Source organism: Propioniciclava sp. LT432, from assembly GCF_059515965.1.
In genome coordinates, this window is sequence record NZ_JCAKNE010000034.1 from 19,798 (window position 1) to 37,880 (window position 18,083).

An 18,083-nucleotide genomic window follows, 5' to 3' on the forward strand; every position below is an offset into this window, starting at 1 on the left:
ACCATGTTTGGAACCCCGTGGGACCCGTTCGGCCTCCTCGCCTCCGAGGCGGCGAAACTCATCGTGGACGGCTGGGTGGCCATGTGCCTGGCCGTGTGGGGCGCAGGCCTGTGGGTGCTGCGGTTCGCGCTCGGCTTCATGGACGGCCTGCTCACCCCCGACATCAGCGAAACCGGCCCCGGTGCGGAGTTGTACCGGTTCATGTTCTGGATCGCCGGCGCGCTCGCCCTGGTCCTGCTCATCGTCCAGGTCGGGGTGGCCGTCTTCCGCCGCGACGGACGCAGCCTGGGCCGAGCGGCAATCGGAGTGGGCCAGTTCGTGGCCGTCTGGGTCGGCTTCCTCGGCTATGCGGCCATGCTCGTCACCGCCTCCGGTGGATTGACCCGCGCGCTGATGGAGTCGCTGCTGAACGTGACCACCTGGCGGGCTTGGGAACCATGGACACCGTTCCACCCCAAGGACATTACCGACGGCGTCCTGGCCACGGTCCTGCTCGTCCTGGGCTTCTTCCTGATCCTGGCGGCGATCGGCCACTTCTTGGTGATGATCGTCCGCTCCGCCGCGCTGTTGGTGCTGGTGGCGACGGGTCCGATCGCGGCCGCGGGTCTGGTCGGGGACGTGGGTCGGGCGTGGTTCTGGAAGACGTTCCGCTGGTTCCACGCCACTGCGCTGGCGCCGGTGCTGATGGTGATGGTGATGGGCATCGGCCTGAAGTTCGCCGAGGGCGTCGCGGTCGGCTACGCCGACGACATCCAGGGCTCGGTCGGGTCCGCGGTGGGCGCGGTGTGCCTGCTCTGCGTCTCGGTGGTCAGCCCGGTCGCGCTGTACAAGCTGCTGTCCTTCGTCGACCCGGGAACCGCCACGGGCGCGGCCATGCGCTCCGGGTGGGCCACGGTGGGCGGGCTCCAGGGACTGGTCCGTGGCAAGGGCGACTCCGGGTCGTCCGCAGCCCGGACGGCCGACCCCCAAGGCCGATCCGCGGGAGAGAGCACCGCCGAGGGCGCCACCCACAGCCGGCTCATGAACGCCACCAGCTTGTCGGGCAGCGCTGGCCAGCCGCCGGCGGGCGGCAACCACGGCCACGGCGTCCGGACCGGTGCGCAACCCGCACCAAAGGCCGGGCAGCACACCCAGCAGGGCGGAGGTGCCGCGATCGGTGGGTTCCTGCGACCCATTCGGGGCGCGGTCGCCGACACCATCGGCGCCGTTGGCGGGCTGGGCGCGGCAGGCACCGCGATCGGCGCCGACCTCACCAACCAGCAAGGCATCGGCCACAACGCCTACTACCCCGACTTCCACGGCGGCTTCGGACGCCATGGTGGCAGCGCCGGCCAGCGAGCCAACGCCGAGGCGCACGGCAGGACGTCGACCGATACACCGCCACCGGCCGCCACGCCATCTGCTTCACCCCCGCCGGGGCCGGGCGCGCCTCAACCGCCGGCGCTCCAGCCGATGCAGCCGACCGGGCCCGTCCAGTGCAGTGAAGGGAACTCGACCTCATGAGCACGATCTACAGCGACTACTCCCGCGCCAAGATCGGCTGGTTCTTCGGCCTGAACGGCTGGCAATTGGCCACCCTCGGTGTCACCGCCATCCCCGTCGTCGGCGCTGTCGGCGCCGGCCAGTGGCTGTTGTCCCTCGGCGTGGCCGCGTCCTGGACGCTGCTGGCGGTCCTGGTGGCCGTCCCGGTGAAGGGCCGCTCGGCCACCGGCTGGCTGTTGGCCTCCATCAGCTTCGCCGGCGGAACGCTCGCACGGTGGGCCAGCTTCCGCAGCATGGCGTCCCGCGGCATGGTCACCGACCTGGCCGAACCGGACCTCCCCGGCGTCTTGAGCGGCATCGCCATCCACGACGGGCCACCGCACGGGGCCAGCCTGCGCCGGGTGGCGATCATCCAGGACCACGCCCACCGCACGTGGGCGGTCACCGCAGCCCTCGTGCACCGTGGGCTGAGCGCGGCCGACGCCGACCAACGCCGCACGCAAGGCCACGGCCTCACCGAGCTGTTGGACGCCTGCTCCCGCAGCGAGCTGGTCGACGAGCTCATCTTCGTGGTCCGCACGGTCCCCGACGACGGCGCCGAACGGCACCAGTGGATCGCCCGCCACCGCCGCCCGAACAGCCCCGACCTGGTCCGGGCGATCAACGACAGCCTGAACGCCGGCCTGACCCAAGCCTCGGTCCGTACCGAGCAGTTCGTCACCGTGGTGGTGTCCGAATCCCGGCTCGGTCGCAGCGCCCGCGAGGTCGGCGGCGGGCTCGACGGCCGCGCCCGAGCCCTCCACCTGTTGATGGGGGAGGTCGAGGCCCACCTGACCGGCGGCATGGGCGCCACGTCGGTGACCTGGCTCACCAGCCAGGAGCTCGCTGTCGCCGTCCGCACCGGGTTCGCGCCCGAAGACCGGGCCAGCATCGTGGACGCCGTCGCCGCCCACGAAGCCGATCACAACGTGAACGCCGACGTGCCGTGGGCGATGGCCGGCCCCTCGGGAGCCGACCTGGTGGCACGGCACTACTCCCACGATGCGTGGAACAGCGTCTCCTCCACGATCAAGCTCCCGGCCAAGGGCGCGGTGATGGGCGCGCTGGCGCCGGTGCTCACCCCACAGGAACCCGCCGAACGCCGCTCCATGATGGTGTGCTACCCGATCGTCCCCACCGACCGGGCGGATCGGCAGTCCGCCAGCTCGGAATGGGTCGCCGACATGGGCCAAGGCCTCCGCGAGCGGGCCGGGGTGAAGCTCCGCGAACGGGAACGCGCCGACCTGGCCAAGGTCCGCAATCTCGACGTGAAGCTGGCCCGCGGCAACTCCCTGACCACCCCGTACGCGGTCTGCACCGTGACCGTCCCCAAGACCCAACGGGTCGCCGAGGCCGCCCGCCGACTCGACGCGGCCGTCCGCGGCGCAGGGTTCGCGCCCCTGCGGCTCGACCTGGTCCAGGACGCCGCCTTCGCCGCCTCGACCATCCCGCTCGGTGTTGGTCTCAACCGAACCGGAGGCCTGTGATGCGCCGCACGAGGATTTCCGGTGGTCGCGGGATCGGGTCGTTGCTGACCGACTTCGGACACGACCTACCCGCTGCCCCCACCACGGTCCAGCTGCCCCGCGAGGCCCGCCTGTTCCGCACCGCCCCCCGACGGGGTCGGCCGGTCCCGAGTGCGGGCTGGACGCCGGCGTCCGTGCCGGTCTCACGCTGGCGGATGACCTCCGACCAGGCACCGGTGTTCTGGCCCTTCGTCACCGGACCCGGCCTGCCGCCCACCGGCGCCCAGATGGGCATCGACTACTTCAGCGGCGGCAGCTTCTACGCCGACCCCCACGGCTGGGTTCTCGACGAGCGCATCCCGGTCACCAACCCGAACATCATCACGTTCGGCAAGCCGGGCGGCGGAAAGTCGAGCACCACCAAGGCGTTCTGCCTGCGCATGGGCGACTTCGGCTACCGCACCCTCATCTTGGGTGACCCCAAAGACGAGTACGAGCCGCTGTGCCGAGCCCTCGGCGTCGAACCGTTCGCCATCGGCCACGGCCTCGGGACGCGGATCAACCCCCTCGCCTTCGGCCCCCTCGGGGAAGGCTGGGACCGACTCGACCCGGTCGAGGCCCAACGCCGCGCAGCGATCGTGTTCGGACGCTGGCTCACCCTGGTGCGCGGTCTGGTGGGCAGTCAGAAGATCGGCGACCAACACGTGCCCTTCGGTCCCAGCGACGAGGTCGTCGTGATCGCCGCGCTTCGGATCCTCACGGGTCACCACGACGGCAACACCCGCTTGGTCGAGACGACGATCCCGGCCGTGTGGCAGCTGCTGAACAACCCCACCGACGACCTGATCGGCACCTGCCGGTACCAGACCGAACGCCAGTTCCTCGACCAGACCCGGCTGCTGCGGGACGCGCTGGGTCAACTCGTCTCCGGGGCGTTGGCCGGCTTGTTCGACGACCACACCACCATCCACGTCGACTGGAACGCACCCATCCAGTCCCTCAGCCTCTCCCGCCTCGAACCCTTGGGCGATGAGGCCATCGGCATCGCCTTGACCTGCCTGAACTCGTGGGGCCGCGGGATGCGGGAGATGTCCGCGCCCGGGGATCGGCGGATCATAGTCCGCGACGAGGCGTGGAAGCAGATGCGGCTCGGCCCGGAGCCGGTCAAGAGCTTGGACGCCGACCTGCGCCTGTCGCGGTCGACCGGCGACATCCAGTTCGTGGTCGCGCACAAGCCCAGCGACCTGCTGTCGGTGGGGGAGCAGACCTCCCAAGCCGTCGCGATCGCCCGTGACCTGCTGCACCTGGCCGACATCAAGATCCTGCACGGTCAGGACGCCGCGGTCGGTCAGGAACTCGAGCGGCTCCTCGAACTGGGGCCGATCGGACGCGAGCTGGTCACCGGTTGGGCCCGGCAGGAGAAGGGCCGCGCCCTGTGGCTCGTGGGCGGGCAGTTGCACAAGGTGAAGACGGTCTTGACGCCGTGGGAGGCGCAACTCACCTACACCAACGCCGCGATCGAAGGAGCATCGGCATGAAGTTCCTGGCGTTGGCCCTCGTGCCGCTGGTGGCGCTGCCGCTGGCCCTGGTCGTCCTGCTCAACGGACTGTTGGCACCCGTCGGTGCGACGCTCGTCCTGAACCGGCCGTGCGTCACCGTCCCCGTGGACGCGACTCTGCCGCCGTTGGATGTGCCCGAGGACCCCGACACCGGCGGGGAAGGTGGGGTGGGGTTCGCGTTGCCCCAGCCGGGTGCGCCGCGCAAGGACAGCGTCCACAACCCACCCACCGCCATCCCGGCCAGCGTGGAATCGCTGTACCGGGCGGCGGCGTCCCGCTACGTGCTGCCCTGGACGCTGCTGGCCGGCATCGGGATGTCCGAGACCAACCACGGCCGCAACAACGCCACCAGCTACGCGGGTGCCAGGGGGCTGATGCAGTTCATGCCCGCCACGTTCGCCGCCTACGGCGTCGACGGGGACGGCGACGGTCGGGCCGACATCCTCAACGACGCCGACAGCGTCCACTCGGCGGCGAACTACCTGACCTCGATGGGGGTGACCAGCGGCGAGGCGAGCGTCCGCAAGGCCCTGTTCGCGTACAACCGGTCCACGTGGTACGTCAACGACGTCTTGTTCTACGCCCACGCCTACGGCGGCGGTGTCGTGGCCGGATCACCGGACGATTGCGGCGCCGCGGGGGAGGGCGACCCTACGTTGCCCCCACTCACCAACGAACGCGTCCAGCAGATGTTCGCCTGGGCGCGCCAGCAGATTGGGGAGCCGTACGTGTTCGGCGCAAACGGCCCCGACGCGTGGGACTGCTCCAGCTTCACCCAAGCGACCTTGCGCTCGATCGGGATCAGCATCCCCCGGACGTCCCAAGCCCAGCGTGACTGGCTCGCCAAGGGCAACGGTTTCCGCGTCCCACCCGGGCAGGAACGCCCCGGCGACTTCGTGTTCACCAACACGTGGCGCGGCCCCAACCACGTCGGCCACGTGCTGTTCGTCTACAACCCCGCCGGCCACACCAGCCTGGAAGCCGTCCGCAAGGGGGTCGGCCACTACGACTACACGATCTGGGCCAACCGCAACATCTACGAGATCTGGCGACTCGGCAACCTCTCCGACACCCCACCCCAAGGAGCATCATGAGCGCCCTCCAGCGGCAACGCCGCACCAACCCCTACCCCTACACGTGGGAAGTTCCCGCCGCGGTCGCCCTTCTGGTCGGGTACGCCCTCGTGATGGCCGTCCACCTGGGCCGCGCCGCGGCCTGCTACGTCGCCACCGGCACTTGGCAGCTCACTCCGGCCGAGAACCTGATCAATGCCCTGCCCGGCCTGCTCACCGGCGACGCGACCGCCGGACTGCCAGACGTCAGTTGCGGGGTCACCTCGCCCCCGAGCCTCACCGTGTGGATCGCCCTCGGGTTGCTGCTGGCGGCGGCTGTGCTCGCCGTCGTCGGACGGCTGCTCTTCGTTCGGTGGGGGGCGGGCCGGATGAAGGGACTGTCCACCGTCGCTGACGCCAAGGCCGTCCTCGGGCTGAGCCGTCTGCGCGACGTTCGCCACATCATCCGACCAGACCTTCAAGCCCGAAAGGAAGCTAGCCGATGACCACGACCGCGAAGGCGCACGGCACCCGTGCCCGCTTCGATCCCACCCAGGTCGGCTGGCGCATCGGGAGGGCGCACGAGCCGCGCGGCGGTGACCTGTGGTGCCCGTGGGACCGCACCTGCGGGGTCATCGGCCCGCAGGGCTCGGGCAAGACGCTCGACCTGCTCACCCCGGCCTTGCTCCACGCGCCGGGCGCGGCGCTGGTCACCCTCACCAAGCCCGCGGACCTGTTCCTGTCGTTCACGGCCCGCAGCCAAGGAGGGCGCCCGTGCCTGGTGCTGGACCCCTTCGGGTTCGCGCCGGGGCTGCCCGAGCTGGTCTGGAACCCCATCGACGGCTGCGTCGACCCTTTGGTGGCCGAACGTCGGGCCAAGGCGTTCACCGCCGGCACCCTCCGTGGCGCGACCACCGGGGGAGCGGGGGACTCAGCCGCCCGCTTCTACGCCACCGAAGCAGCCAAGGTGCTGCAGGGCTACTTCCACGCCGCCGCCCTCACTGGCCAGACGCTGGACGCTGTCCTCTCGTGGGTCGCCAACCCGCTGGACTCCCTGGAGCCCACCGAGATCCTGCGCAACCACCCGAACGCTGCACCGCACTGGCACGCCCTCCTGCACGGGGCGCTGACCGGGGATGAGCGGACGGCGTCCAACACCCGCACCACCGTCCACCAAGCGATGGACCTGTTCTTCCAACCCGGCATCCTCGCCCGCTGCGTGCCCACCCCCGGACGGCCGGCCACCGACATCGTCGGTGTCATCCGCCGCGGTGGCACCGTCTACCTGCTCGGCCGCGAGGACCCCTTCTCGTCGGCGTCCCCGCTCATGACCGCACTGGCCGAACACGTCCTCGACACCGCCCTCGCGATGGCGCACGCCTCACCGTGGGGCAGGCTCTGCCCACCGATGTTGGCCTGCCTGGACGAGTTACCCTCTACCGCGCCCATCCCGACCCTGCGGACCCGAATGGCCAACGAACGCGCCTTGGGGTTGTCGTTCATCTACGCCGCCCAAACCTGGCGCCAACTCGCCTCCCTGTTCGGCGAACAGGAGGCGCGTGCCCTGTTCGGGCTGACCAACGTGCTTGTCCTGTTCGGCGGCAGCAAGGACGTCGCGTTCAACCGGGAGGTCTCCGAACTCGTCGGGACCGTCCGTGTGGCGCGCACCACCTGGCAGTTCGGACGCCAAGGCGGACGGTCAGCATCGGGGGAGGACATGGCCATCCTGAAGCCGGAAGAGGTCCGGCAGATCCCGACCAAGCAGGCGCTCATCGTCCCCGAGAACGCCACACCCCTGATCGCCCGGCTCGACAGGTGCATCGAAGGCCGGGCCGGTCGGCGACTGCTTGCCGAGCAGAGGGCCGTCCAGGACAAGGTCGACCGGGTCCGCCGCAACCTCGACACGCTCGCGGACCGACAGATGGCAGCGGTGGTCCTGGCCCGGCAGCAGGGCATCATCGACCGCAACGACGAGGGGGAGTGGTGATGGCCGGCCGAGCCTTGGTCCAACCGTTCCCGATGCCGCTCACCCCGGCACTGCAACGCGCCTTCTCTGACCTGTACCTCGCCGAGAACGGTAACGACCGAGAACGACGCATCATCGGCGACCCCGCCAAACTGCCCCGCCCCTGGGACCCCGCCACCATCACCGACCCAGACCTGCGCGAGGAAACGTGGGTTTGGCTCGAGGACGTCGTGACTTGGTTCAACATCGAATACGTGTGGGACCCCAACCTCGGCGTCATCCCCGCCTGCTGGCCCCACCACCCGCACCTCGTCCACGAAGTCGCCACGCTGGCCGACCAACGCCGCCGCGCCGGCATCGCCACCTCCAGCGACCAACTCGAAGATTGGCACCGCTACTGCGTCCCCGCGTTCCTCGAACGGATGCGCGCCCGGATCAAGACACAATGCGACGGCGGCCATACCGCCTGGCCGGCCCGCGCGCGCCATTCTCGACATGTGAGCCAGGAGTGGGTCGGCGATCGTGGGGACGCCTACCGCGGCGACATCGCCGCCCTCATCGGATACCGAATCGAGGAACACCAGCAAGTCCTCAACCGACCCAACTCCCGGCTAATCCAGGACTCCGACGGAGGGACCACCAACCTCGACACGGGACGGATCTCCTGAGATACAGCTTGCGCACCATGACCCTGATGCATGCAGCACCGCCAGCAAGGAGGCTGCAGCCCGGTACGACAAGCACCGGCCGCATTGCGGTGGCTAGCGTGCGGATAGTTCGGGAAGAATCGCGGTCTGGCGCTTGGAGGCCCACAGACTGATCGATTCCCGCTATACCGACTCCGAGACGGGTAATCGCTGAAAGTCCTCCACAGTCCAAGCCTCAACTTCATCGAGATGGACGGCCGCGGCTGCTTGGGCCGCTGGTACATCATGGGCGAGCATCGCGTCCAAGATCTCTAGGTGACGACTGGTCGAACCCGCGATCCGATGCACGCCCGTGGCCCCCAGCACCCTGAGCCACGACACCCAAGGCTCCACGCCGGCTCGCGCTCGCAGCAGTCGTGAATTTCCGGCCGCCGCGATGATGGTTTGATGAAGGTTGTGGTCGCTCTCGAAAAACGGTTCGTAGACGCCGTCGTCAGCCGCAGCGAGGGCTTCGACCACCTCGTCACGCAACTCGATCAGAACCGAGGCTGAGATCCGCGACGCGGCTAGCCCGGTGGCCAGCACTTCAACGGCCTTGCGGAACTGGCAGACTTCGTGGATGTCCTGCACGGTCGGGAGCACTACGAAGGTACCGTACCGAGCTTTGGTCTCCACCAACTGTGCGTGCTCCATTCGAGCAAGCGCATCCCTGATCGGTGCCCGGGAAATGCCGAACTCAGCAGCGATTGCGGAAGGGTCGACCCTTGTCCCAGGGGCGATCTTGCCGGTGATGATCCGTTCGGTGAGGATCCGATAGACCCGATCGGAGATGAGTTCAGACACGCCGTGGTCAGCAGAGCTTGCCACCTGAGTTCCCCCTTCAGAAGCCAGACAACGCCACCAGATTAGCTATGTCGATCCCCTTGACCGCTAGCCGCTGATCGATTAGCGTCTAGCGTACGCCTCGGGGGAGGCCCTGACAAGAAGGGCAGCGGGACCCCGGTCAGTAGGAGTTGGGGCGATCGAAAAGGGGCGGCGAGGCCGTCCGGCAACCGAGTAGAGGGACATCCAACAGTGAGTGAAGTCAAGGGCATCTGCCCGGCAATGATGACCGCCTGGGGCTCAGACGAGCTCTACGATCGGGCCAAGTCCGAGAAGTACGTCACCTGGCTAATCGAGTCGGGCGCCGAGGCCCTCGCCGTTGCGGGCAGCACCGGTGAAATGACCGCCATGCAACCCGACGAACAGGCCGAGGTCATCGATCATGTGACTCGCTTCGTGGCCGGGGAGGTTCCGGTTCTCGCGAGCGTGGGAAAGTACAGCACTTTCGAGACCCTCTACTTGGCGAACAAGGCCAAGGCCTCCGGCGTGGACGGACTCATGGTGTTGCTTCCGTATTATTACAAGCCGTACAAGGACGCCGCTCGGGAACATCTACGTACGATCCGTCGTGAGGTCGACCTACCGATCTGCCTGTACAATAACCCGCACTTCGCTGGCTACGAGTTCAGCTCGCGAGAGGCCGCGGAACTGCACGCAGAAGGTACGGTTCAATCGATCAAGTCAGCGCACGGGGACACTAACCGGATCAGCGACCTCAAGTTCATGTCGGACATGACGGTGTTCTACGGCCACGACTACTCGGGGCTTGCCGCATTCGCGGCAGGGGCCGACGGCTGGCTCTCAGGGTTCCCGGCCGCCTTCCCAAGGCAGTGCCGTGCAGTTCAGGACGCGCTACGGGATGAGCGTGACCTCGACAAGGGGACCGCTGCCTGGTCGAAGTTCATCCCCTTCGTCGAGTACTTCATGGATCCAGCGACCGCTGCCGATGCCCACTGGCTGGAGATCCTGAAGTTCGCCGTGCTAGTCCAAGGCGTCGATGTCGGTTTCGCACGCCGCCCGCTGAAGGAACTCTCCTCGGCCCACAAGGCCAAGGTTGAGGCCCTGCTTGAACCCCTGCTCAGCTGACCGGAACTTGGAGGGTCACATGAAGAAGCTCCTTGCCGTCGCCAGTGGCATTCTGGCGAGCCTACTCGTCGCCTGTGCCGGACCTGCACCAAGTGGTGGGGGTGTGGGCACCCAGCAAGGCGACAACAAGCTCACTGTCGCGGCAGTGGTCAATACCAGTGACTACAAGACCGCGATCGAGTCCATGAAGAAGTGGGCGGACGGAAAGGGTGTCGACCTTGAGGTGATCGAGGAGAACACCCAGACCTACGCCTCGTCGTACGTTCTCGCATCCCAGACACAGAACCCAAGGTACGACGTCATTATGTTCTGGGACTTCTACCTCGACCAGCTGTACCCCATGCTGACGCCCTTGGACGGAAGTGCAGACCCCAAGTATGATCTTTCGCTAATTGATGACGGCGACATTCTTCGCACCGGCTACAGCAACTACAAGGGACATCCCTACAACGTCCCCTACGGCTTGGATGCCTACGTGCTCTACTTCCGCAAAGACCTCCTTGAGGCAGCGGGCATTTCGAAGGTGCCTGAAACCTGGAACGAGCTTATCGAAGCTGCGGTCAAGTTGACCAAGGACACTGATGGTGATGGAAACATCGACCAGTGGGGTATGGCGACCAACGGGCTCCCTGGTCAAGTATTCAACACCTACTCTTTCTTCAACTTCCTCCTGACGAACGGCGGGAAGGTCGTTGACGAGGAGGGCAAGCCACTGTTCAACACACCCGAAGGTGTCGAGGCCTTGCAACTCATGGTGGACATGCGCAACAAGCACAAGGTCATGCCCCCGGATGTGATCACCTATGACAACAACGAGATCCATGAGGGGTTCCTGTCCGGCAAGTTCGCGATGATCACCCACTGGCCCTACGTGTACGGCATGACCTACGGCTCTGAGGTGGAAGGTAAGGTCGGCTACGCCGCGGTCCCGCACTCGACCAAGGGCGAGGCTGCCACGGTCCTCAACGCGTGGAGCTTCGGCATCCCCACGATGTCGCAGAACAAGGATCTGGCTTGGGATCTGGTGACTTACCTCTTGAGCACCGAGGCAGGCGCCTACGAGTTCAGCCAAAAGAAGGACTGGCCGTTCCGGCAGTCGGCCTATCAGGCGGCGGCCGACGAGTACGACATCCCTGACGACTTCCTGAAGTTCTCCAACTTCGTCTTCGACACGGCGAACAACAACTCGCAGAAGGTCATCATGGCGCGCGGCGGTGAGACGTCTATCATCCTCGGCGACTACATCGACCAAGCGATGAACGGGCGGCTGACTGCCCAGCAGGCCTTGGATGGGGCATACAACGACATCACCAAGTTGCTGGAGAGCTAGCCATGGAGGGGTCCCGCGGCTGGTCGCGGGACCCCGCGGGCTTAGAGTCGCACGCACATGAGCGTTGACACGTGAGAATGGAACGACCAATGACCCTGGTGATCTGACATGTCCCCTTCGCGATTGAGCCTGAGCTCAACATCTCGCCCCAGTCAAGGAGCGAGGGTCAAACCGACGCGCAGGCGATCGGGAAGGGAGCGGCTGGCGCCCTTCGCGTACCTCCTTCCCGGAATGGCCTTGGCGGTTTTCGTGATGGCGATCCCCATCATTCAGGGGTTCATCTATAGCGTGCAGCAGTACAATCTGGCGTCCGCCAGCCCGCCTCGTTTCATTGGATTGGGCAACTACTCTGCTTTGTTCGCCGACGAGAAGTTCCGCCAAGCATTTGTGCAGACCGTGGTCTTTGTGACGGTCGCCCTAGTCCTAGAGTTTGTTCTGGGGTTTTTCTTCGCCCTGCTCTTCCGGCAGGGCTTTAAAGGAAAGTACGTTATTCTGGGGGCGAGCCTGCTGCCCTGGATGATGCCGCAATCAGTCACCGCCTTCATGTGGGCATGGATACTCAACGGCTCATCGGGGGTGCTGAACAGCATCCTCCTGCGCTTCGGTGTGATTTCCAACAACATCGAGTGGCTGAGTACTCCAGGACTCACCCTGGGCGTCCTGATCTTCATTGATGTCTGGACGTTCACCCCCTTCGTGATGTTGGTTCTCTATGCTGGCCTACAGGGCATCCCTCAAGAACTGGTCGAAGCGGCGAAGATTGATGGGGCTGGTGCGATCCAGCGCACGCTGAACGTGACCATACCATTGTTGAAGTCTGCTGCGAGTGTCGCCTTCCTGATGCGTTCCATGATGGCAGTTCGAACGTTCGACTCGGTCTGGATCATCACGAGGGGAGGGCCCGCCGGTACGACAGAGTTGCTGGGCACCTATGCATACAAGAAGGGCATGGTGGGGTTCAACCTCGGGATGGGGTCGGCGGCAGCCGCAATCGTTTTCGTCTTGTCTCTGATGATCAGCATCTGGTTCGTCGGCAAAGTCCTGAAGCGAGGTTGAGGCGAGATGACGAGGATACGATCGCTACGGAGGCAGGCGTTGATCTACCTGGCGGCCATTCTGCTGTTCGCGTATTCGGCGCTGCCGGTCGTCTGGCTCTTGAGTACATCGTTCAAGTCCCAATCAGAGATCCTCCAGGGTGCCGCGACACTTCTCCCACGTCACTGGACGTTATCGAATTATGATCAGGTGCTGCTGAAGTCGGAATACGGGCAATACTTCCTGAACAGTGTGATGGTGACCTTGGGGGCGACATTCGTCGTCATGGTTTGCGCCATCCTCTCCGGATTCAGCTTCTCGGGCATGTTTCACTACCCGGCCAAGAACGGGATCATGATCGTCATCATTCTGGCGCGCATGGTTCCGGAGATCGCAGTCGTCATACCCTTGTACTTCTATCTGCAGCGACTGAATCTCTTCGACACGAAGACGGGCATCGCACTCGTTATCAGTGCCTTGGCATACCCGTTGGCCACTTGGCTAATGAAGTCGTTCTTCGATGACATTCCGGAGTCGCTCTACGAAGCTGCCAAGTTGGACGGTTGTAACTCTTGGGACATCCTCAGGAGGATCGTGCTGCCCATCTCAGGCCCCGCAATCTCCAGCACTTTGATCATCACCTTCTTAACCGTGTGGAACTCATTCCTTATTCCGTTGGCCTTCGCCAAGACTGCGACTTCTAAGACCTTTCCGGTTGCGATCTCTGAACTAGCTTTTGGTGAGTATGGCGTGAGTTGGGGCACTCTGTCGGCGCTCTCCGTCTTGGCGGTCATCCCTATGTTCTTGATCGGCCTCTTTGCCCAGAAGTACATCGTGGCGGGCTTGATGAGCGGAGCGGAGAAGGGCTGATAATTCGCGTCGGGAGGTGCGCTCCAGGCGAGGTGGTGCAGGGAAACGTAAGAAGTTGCAAGTGTGTGTTTGCCTCAGGGAAGGGCATTTTCGAATGACGCTCCGAAAGATCATCAACGACCCCCATGAATTCGTCGACGAGGTGTTGGAGGGCATCGTCCGCGCGCATCCGGACTGCTATCGCTTCGCTTCCGGGGATCGTCGAGCCGTCGTGACCACGATCCCCCGTGGCCACGTCGGCATCGTCACCGGCGGTGGCTCAGGGCACCTTCCGTTGTTCTTGGGGTATGTTGGCCAAGGCTTGGCCTCCGGGGTGGCGGTGGGCAACGTCTTCTCGTCACCTTCACCTGATCAAATCCTCGCGGCGACTCGGGCGGTGGACTCGGGGGCGGGGGTGCTCTACCTGTATGGCAACTACGGCGGCGATGTCTACAACTTCGATCTTGCCGCTGAGCGGGCGGCCTTGAGCGGAATCAGGACTCGAACGGTGCTCGGGGCAGACGATGTGCTCTCAGCGCCCTCTGATCAGGCCATGAGCCGACGCGGTATTGCGGGCCTGACCCTCGTATTCAAGGTCGCCGGGGCGGCCGCAAGTGGTGGTGCCAACTTGGATCAGGTGGCCGCTGTGGCCCAGCGAGCGGCCTCTGCCGTGCGGACCGCGGGAGTGGGACTCGCGCCCACGATCCTCCCCGCCGCCGGCAAGGCCAGCTTCTCTCTGCCGGAGGGTCACATGGAAGTTGGAGTTGGGATTCACGGGGAGAGCGGGTTGGAGACAGTGGCGATCGCCCCCGCTCATGCTGTCGCTGAGGTCCTGTTCGAGCACCTCAATGCGGAGCTTGAGTTGGATGGTGCTTCTCGAGTCGCGGTTCTGGTGAATGGTCTTGGGGCCACGCCCTTGGAGGAGCTGTACATCCTGTACTCGGAGGTGGCGAATCAGATCGAGGCTCTGGGTGCACACATCGCCCACGCCATGGTCGGCGAATATGCCACGAGCTTGGAGATGGCGGGCGCATCGATCTCGATCATGCGGCTCGACCCCGAACTCGAGGAGTTGCTCAACGCGCCAGCGTCGTCACCGTTCTATCGGCCGGGGACCGCGATCCCAGAGTCAGTGTCCCGGCCCAAGCAGCAGGTCGCGGGAGAGGCGGACGGTCGTGAGATCGCACAGATGGGGTTCGAGTCTGCCCTGCGCGACGCCGTGCTGCACCTTGCCGCCGAGATGCCGCAGTACGAGGACGAACTGCGCGAGCTGGACGCGGCGCTGGGGGATGGAGACCTCGGCTTGACGGTTACGGCCGGTGTCACCGCGATGGGAGAGCGTGTGGCCTCGCTTCCGCGTGACGTCGCTGCCAGTGAACTACTCCGTGAAGCAGGAATGGCCTTCGCGTCGGCCAATCCTTCGACTTTTGCTGCCTTGATCGGGACCGGGTTGCTGTCTGCGTCTGCGGTGGTGGACGACACACGCCAGCCCGACCTGGACTCTGTGGTGGCGATGGGGCGTGCCATTGCTGCCGCGATCGCGGACAAGGGTGGAGCACGGCTGGGCGACAAGACCATGCTCGATGTGCTTGTACCCGTGCTGGATACGCTCGAGGCGGAGGGGAGCGGGGAGAACCTCTTGTCTCGGCTGCCCATCTGGGTCGATGAAATTGCTCAACTCCGATCGGCCAAGGGGCGCGCTGCATGGCACCAGGATCGGAGTGTCGGGCGGCAGGATCCCGGATCCGTCGCTGTCGCACGCGCTGTAGAGACCTTGGTTGGGCACTCCCCGTCGCATGACCGAGCACCCCGATAGAGGTCGAGCCGTGCGCGTCATGTCCTTCGGTTCCCTCAACATTGATCGGTCGTACCGCGTGCCACACATGGTGGTGGCAGGCGAGACGCTGACTGCTTCTGGCTTCACCGAGGCTCCTGGCGGCAAGGGGCTCAATCAAGCGATCGCCTTGTCCTCTGCGGGCATGAAGACGCACATGGGTGGGCAGATCGGCGATGACGGCGTCTGGCTGCTGACCGAACTGGCGGAGCTTGGGGTGGACACAACGCACGTGCGACGGGTGGAAGGCGTGACTGGCCACGCGATCATCCAGGTGGGACCCGACGGTGCGAACGGCATCATGGTCCACCCCGGGGCTAACCGCGTTGCCGACGACGATTGGGTGGGGCGTGTCGTCTCGATGCTGAGCCGAGGAGACCTTCTCGTCCTGCAGAACGAGGTCGACGGAACGGCGCACGCGCTCAAGTTGGCCAAGAGGCTCGGTGTCCGCGTCGCCCTCAATCCATCGCCGCTGGACGCCTTGTTACCGACGCATCTCCTCCCCCTTGTGGACTTCCTCTTCATCAATGAAGGCGAGGGAGCGGGTCTTGCAGGCGTGCAATCAGCCAGTAGCATCCTCGACACGCTGACCCAGCGCCTGCCGTCGGCCACGGTGGTCCTCACGCTTGGGGAGAGGGGCGCGTGGTCCGCGCGCGGCGCCGACCGCGCCTTTGTGCCAGCGCGCGTTGTACCCGTAGTGGACACGACTGCTGCCGGAGACACGTTCACTGGATACTACTTGGCGGGGGAGGCCGAGGGGCTCGACATGAAGGGTTGCTTGGCGCTGGCCACTGCGGCCTCGGCTCTCGCAGTCACCCGGGCTGGTGCTGCCCGGTCCATCCCTCTCCGCGCCGAGGTGGACGAATTTGGCTGGGAGTGACGACGCCTCAACAGACAGGTTGGCCCCGGTCAGGGGACGTCCCGACGAGTCGGTCCTTCTTGAGGGTTGGCGAGTCCCCATGGGGATGAAGCGGCAAAGCTGCATCCCGGCCCAGCGGTGCGAGGTTGCGCACCTGGGTATCGATAAGCCGAAGCCGATTGGCCACGCCGTCCGCGATCGGTGTCGGCGAGCAAGTTGGGTTATCGACGGCGCCCAAATGTAGGGCGGTAACGGCGCGGTGGTTCCCAGCAGTCCTTGCAAAGGAGGCGATTCCTGGAGGTTAGCAGGGCGTCGAACACCTGAGTTGGACCTCTTTAGTGACCCACGCGGGCAAGCATTTCGGCGATGTCGTCGGGGATCACGGGCTCGGCTTGGAGTTGTTGGCCGGCCAGCGTGATGGTGACGTGTTGCAGGGGGCGTAGTGCTCGGACGATCCTCTTGATGCTCCAGCCGGTGCGGGCTTGCAGGTCGCGGGCGATCGCGAGTGCGGCGAACACGATGGTCAGGTGTGCCTCGATCGAGTCGCGCAGACGGTGGTAGATGGGCCGGGCAGCCAGGTCACTCTTGCTCATTCGGAAGGATTGCTCGACCTGCCACAGGTCGTGGTAGCTGCTGATGACCTCGGCCGCGGGCATGGTGCTGGCGGTGATGTTGGTGACGTAGCCCTTCAAACCAACCAGGTCGGTGGCACGTTGCAACGATGCCTCGTCCAGGCTGGCGGTCTGGCCGGTGGTCTTCACGAACCGGGCCTTCTTCGCCGGCCGCACTCCGTCCACTATCGCGACCGCCCTTTCCCGTTGTGCGGACAACGTCTTGCGGTCCCGGGCAGCCCGCTTGTGGGAGTACTGCCAGACGGCGCGCCACGCCGCCGGATGCGTCTGGGGTGTCCAGGTGGGTTCGGCGCGGGTCTTCACCTGGTCGGGATCAGTCTTCTGCCGGCGCAGGGTGATGGTGTCGATGACCTGGCCATCAGCGAAGGCATTGCCGTGCCAGTGGAAGTACTTGGCCAGGTCGTGCGGGGCGCGGGTGACGCGGGAGCCGACGATGAACCGCAATCCGGCCTCGTCGATGGCTTCCAGGTTCGCAGTCGACAACATGCCCGCATCCGCGACGACGACCATGTCGGCCACGCTGTGGCGCTCCTGGAACGCCTTGACCACCGGGATGATCGTGCCGGTCTCGGCCTTGTTCCCCTCAAAGCAGGCGATCTCGAGCGGGAACCCGGTCCGGTCCACGAGCAGACCGACCACGATCTGCGGATCGACCCGGCGTTCCTTGCTGAACCCCACCTTGCGGAGGTCGTCCTCGGTGTCGGTCTCGAAGTAGAGCGTGGTCACGTCGTACATCAGCAGGGACACGTCCCCACCCTGGTCGGTCCACACGTGCTGGAAGCACGCGTGGGCGACCTTGCTGCGGTACTCCTTGTCAGCACACCGTTTCAAGCAACGCTTCACCGTGGACAGGTGCACCGCAGCGACGCCGAGGTCGGCCACCACGCGCAGACTGTCCACCTTCGAGGTCGGCTCCACCAGCCGGGCCAACACCAGCTGGAAGAACGCCTCATCCTCGATCACGTCGAACCCGAGCCGACGCCAGGAGGCATGCACCACGTCCACGAGCAGTTTCGACTGCTTGCCCTCGATCACCGCCGACCCGGCCTGCACGCCACCCGTGGTCGGTAGGTCCAGCAGGGGTTGGTTCGCGTGGAGCTTCGCCTGCCCCACCTGCAACAAGGCCGCCAACTGGGCCTCATCGTGCGCCGAGCCCAAGTGCTCCAGGATCGTGCGGACCCCGTGCTTCTTCTCCACGATCTGCACAGCCGTCGCCCCCGAAGCGGTCTTCACCTTCCGCAGGAACGGGCTCACCCGCACGATCCTACCGCCTGGTTAGTGCCCCAAACGAGCCAACCAACCTTCGGTGACTAGGTCCGATAATCACTAGGACACCCAAAGCCGCCACCAGAGGTCCAACTCAGG

The 18,083-nt window shown here is 65.6% G+C and carries 15 protein-coding genes; 13 read left to right on the forward strand and 2 right to left on the reverse strand.

The genetic code is table 11. The features are described 5' to 3' along the window. The first annotated feature begins 3 nt into the window (after positions 1-3). The 7 genes from AC5YDV_RS16935 to AC5YDV_RS16965 are packed head-to-tail and all read left to right on the forward strand — an operon-like array spanning position 4 to position 8,232. Positions 4-1,503: a hypothetical protein gene (locus AC5YDV_RS16935; protein ID WP_496184733.1), complete on the forward strand. Its 1,500-nt coding sequence runs from the start codon at positions 4-6 to the stop codon at positions 1,501-1,503. Next, on the forward strand, positions 1,500-3,008 hold the full coding sequence (locus AC5YDV_RS16940) for an SCO6880 family protein (protein ID WP_496184734.1): 1,509 nt from the start codon (positions 1,500-1,502) through the stop codon (positions 3,006-3,008). Before AC5YDV_RS16935 ends, AC5YDV_RS16940 begins: the two co-directional genes overlap by 4 nt. After that, positions 3,008-4,525 carry a putative type IV secretion/conjugal transfer ATPase gene (locus AC5YDV_RS16945; protein WP_496184735.1) on the forward strand — a complete coding sequence of 506 codons (1,518 nt, stop codon included), beginning with the start codon at positions 3,008-3,010 and terminating at the stop codon, positions 4,523-4,525. Before AC5YDV_RS16940 ends, AC5YDV_RS16945 begins: the two co-directional genes overlap by 1 nt. Beyond that, complete coding sequence (locus tag AC5YDV_RS16950) at positions 4,522-5,640, forward strand: C40 family peptidase (protein WP_496184736.1); 1,119 nt, start codon at positions 4,522-4,524, stop codon at positions 5,638-5,640. The genes AC5YDV_RS16945 and AC5YDV_RS16950 overlap by 4 nt, the downstream gene beginning before the upstream one ends. Then, positions 5,637-6,104 (forward strand): hypothetical protein, encoded by a 468-nt coding sequence (locus AC5YDV_RS16955; protein WP_496184737.1) that lies wholly within the window; start codon positions 5,637-5,639, stop codon positions 6,102-6,104. Before AC5YDV_RS16950 ends, AC5YDV_RS16955 begins: the two co-directional genes overlap by 4 nt. Next, positions 6,101-7,585 (forward strand): type IV secretory system conjugative DNA transfer family protein, encoded by a 1,485-nt coding sequence (locus AC5YDV_RS16960; protein ID WP_496184738.1) that lies wholly within the window; start codon positions 6,101-6,103, stop codon positions 7,583-7,585. Before AC5YDV_RS16955 ends, AC5YDV_RS16960 begins: the two co-directional genes overlap by 4 nt. Continuing rightward, positions 7,585-8,232 (forward strand): hypothetical protein, encoded by a 648-nt coding sequence (locus AC5YDV_RS16965; RefSeq protein WP_496184739.1) that lies wholly within the window; start codon positions 7,585-7,587, stop codon positions 8,230-8,232. The genes AC5YDV_RS16960 and AC5YDV_RS16965 overlap by 1 nt, the downstream gene beginning before the upstream one ends. A 162-nt stretch (positions 8,233-8,394) precedes the next feature. Here AC5YDV_RS16965 and AC5YDV_RS16970 read toward each other — a convergent pair whose 3' ends face one another. Then, positions 8,395-9,054, reverse strand: a complete 660-nt coding sequence (locus tag AC5YDV_RS16970) for a GntR family transcriptional regulator (protein ID WP_496184740.1) — start codon at positions 9,052-9,054, stop codon at positions 8,395-8,397. A 231-nt stretch (positions 9,055-9,285) separates the two neighbouring features. Between AC5YDV_RS16970 and AC5YDV_RS16975 the strand changes: the two genes are divergently transcribed. The 6 genes from AC5YDV_RS16975 (at position 9,286) to AC5YDV_RS17000 (ending at position 16,107) form a co-directional block, all read left to right on the forward strand. After that, on the forward strand, positions 9,286-10,179 hold the full coding sequence (locus AC5YDV_RS16975; protein ID WP_496184741.1) for a dihydrodipicolinate synthase family protein: 894 nt from the start codon (positions 9,286-9,288) through the stop codon (positions 10,177-10,179). Between the two features lie 19 nt (positions 10,180-10,198). Continuing rightward, positions 10,199-11,509 carry an ABC transporter substrate-binding protein gene (locus AC5YDV_RS16980; protein WP_496184742.1) on the forward strand — a complete coding sequence of 437 codons (1,311 nt, stop codon included), beginning with the start codon at positions 10,199-10,201 and terminating at the stop codon, positions 11,507-11,509. Positions 11,510-11,761: 252 nt separating this feature from the next. Then, positions 11,762-12,565, forward strand: a complete 804-nt coding sequence (locus tag AC5YDV_RS16985) for a carbohydrate ABC transporter permease (RefSeq protein WP_496184743.1) — start codon at positions 11,762-11,764, stop codon at positions 12,563-12,565. Between the two features lie 39 nt (positions 12,566-12,604). After that, positions 12,605-13,414 carry a carbohydrate ABC transporter permease gene (locus AC5YDV_RS16990; RefSeq protein ID WP_496184744.1) on the forward strand — a complete coding sequence of 270 codons (810 nt, stop codon included), beginning with the start codon at positions 12,605-12,607 and terminating at the stop codon, positions 13,412-13,414. Positions 13,415-13,508: 94 nt separating this feature from the next. Further along, positions 13,509-15,209, forward strand: a complete 1,701-nt coding sequence (locus AC5YDV_RS16995) for a dihydroxyacetone kinase family protein (RefSeq protein WP_496184745.1) — start codon at positions 13,509-13,511, stop codon at positions 15,207-15,209. 19 nt (positions 15,210-15,228) lie between these two features. Further along, positions 15,229-16,107 carry a ribokinase gene (locus tag AC5YDV_RS17000; RefSeq protein ID WP_496192538.1) on the forward strand — a complete coding sequence of 293 codons (879 nt, stop codon included), beginning with the start codon at positions 15,229-15,231 and terminating at the stop codon, positions 16,105-16,107. A 314-nt stretch (positions 16,108-16,421) separates the two neighbouring features. On the opposite strand, the gene AC5YDV_RS17005 is transcribed toward AC5YDV_RS17000, so the two are convergent. Next, the gene (locus AC5YDV_RS17005; protein ID WP_496184346.1) at positions 16,422-17,972 is read right to left on the reverse strand and encodes an IS1634 family transposase; all 1,551 of its coding nucleotides are present in this window, start codon (positions 17,970-17,972) and stop codon (positions 16,422-16,424) included. Positions 17,973-18,083: the final 111 nt, after the last annotated feature.

Excerpts from the sequence above, each read along its gene's own strand:
- AC5YDV_RS16935 (WP_496184733.1), top strand. The coding sequence starts at position 4 with ATGTTTGGAACCCCGTGGGACCCGTTCGGCCTCCTCGCCTCCGAGGCG.
- AC5YDV_RS16940 (WP_496184734.1), top strand. The coding sequence starts at position 1,500 with ATGAGCACGATCTACAGCGACTACTCCCGCGCCAAGATCGGCTGGTTC.
- AC5YDV_RS16945 (WP_496184735.1), top strand. The coding sequence starts at position 3,008 with ATGCGCCGCACGAGGATTTCCGGTGGTCGCGGGATCGGGTCGTTGCTG.
- AC5YDV_RS16950 (WP_496184736.1), top strand. The coding sequence starts at position 4,522 with ATGAAGTTCCTGGCGTTGGCCCTCGTGCCGCTGGTGGCGCTGCCGCTG.
- AC5YDV_RS16955 (WP_496184737.1), top strand. The coding sequence starts at position 5,637 with ATGAGCGCCCTCCAGCGGCAACGCCGCACCAACCCCTACCCCTACACG.
- AC5YDV_RS16960 (WP_496184738.1), top strand. The coding sequence starts at position 6,101 with ATGACCACGACCGCGAAGGCGCACGGCACCCGTGCCCGCTTCGATCCC.
- AC5YDV_RS16965 (WP_496184739.1), top strand. The coding sequence starts at position 7,585 with ATGGCCGGCCGAGCCTTGGTCCAACCGTTCCCGATGCCGCTCACCCCG.
- AC5YDV_RS16980 (WP_496184742.1), top strand. The coding sequence starts at position 10,199 with ATGAAGAAGCTCCTTGCCGTCGCCAGTGGCATTCTGGCGAGCCTACTC.
- AC5YDV_RS16985 (WP_496184743.1), top strand. The coding sequence starts at position 11,762 with ATGGCGATCCCCATCATTCAGGGGTTCATCTATAGCGTGCAGCAGTAC.
- AC5YDV_RS16995 (WP_496184745.1), top strand. The coding sequence starts at position 13,509 with ATGACGCTCCGAAAGATCATCAACGACCCCCATGAATTCGTCGACGAG.
- AC5YDV_RS17000 (WP_496192538.1), top strand. The coding sequence starts at position 15,229 with ATGTCCTTCGGTTCCCTCAACATTGATCGGTCGTACCGCGTGCCACAC.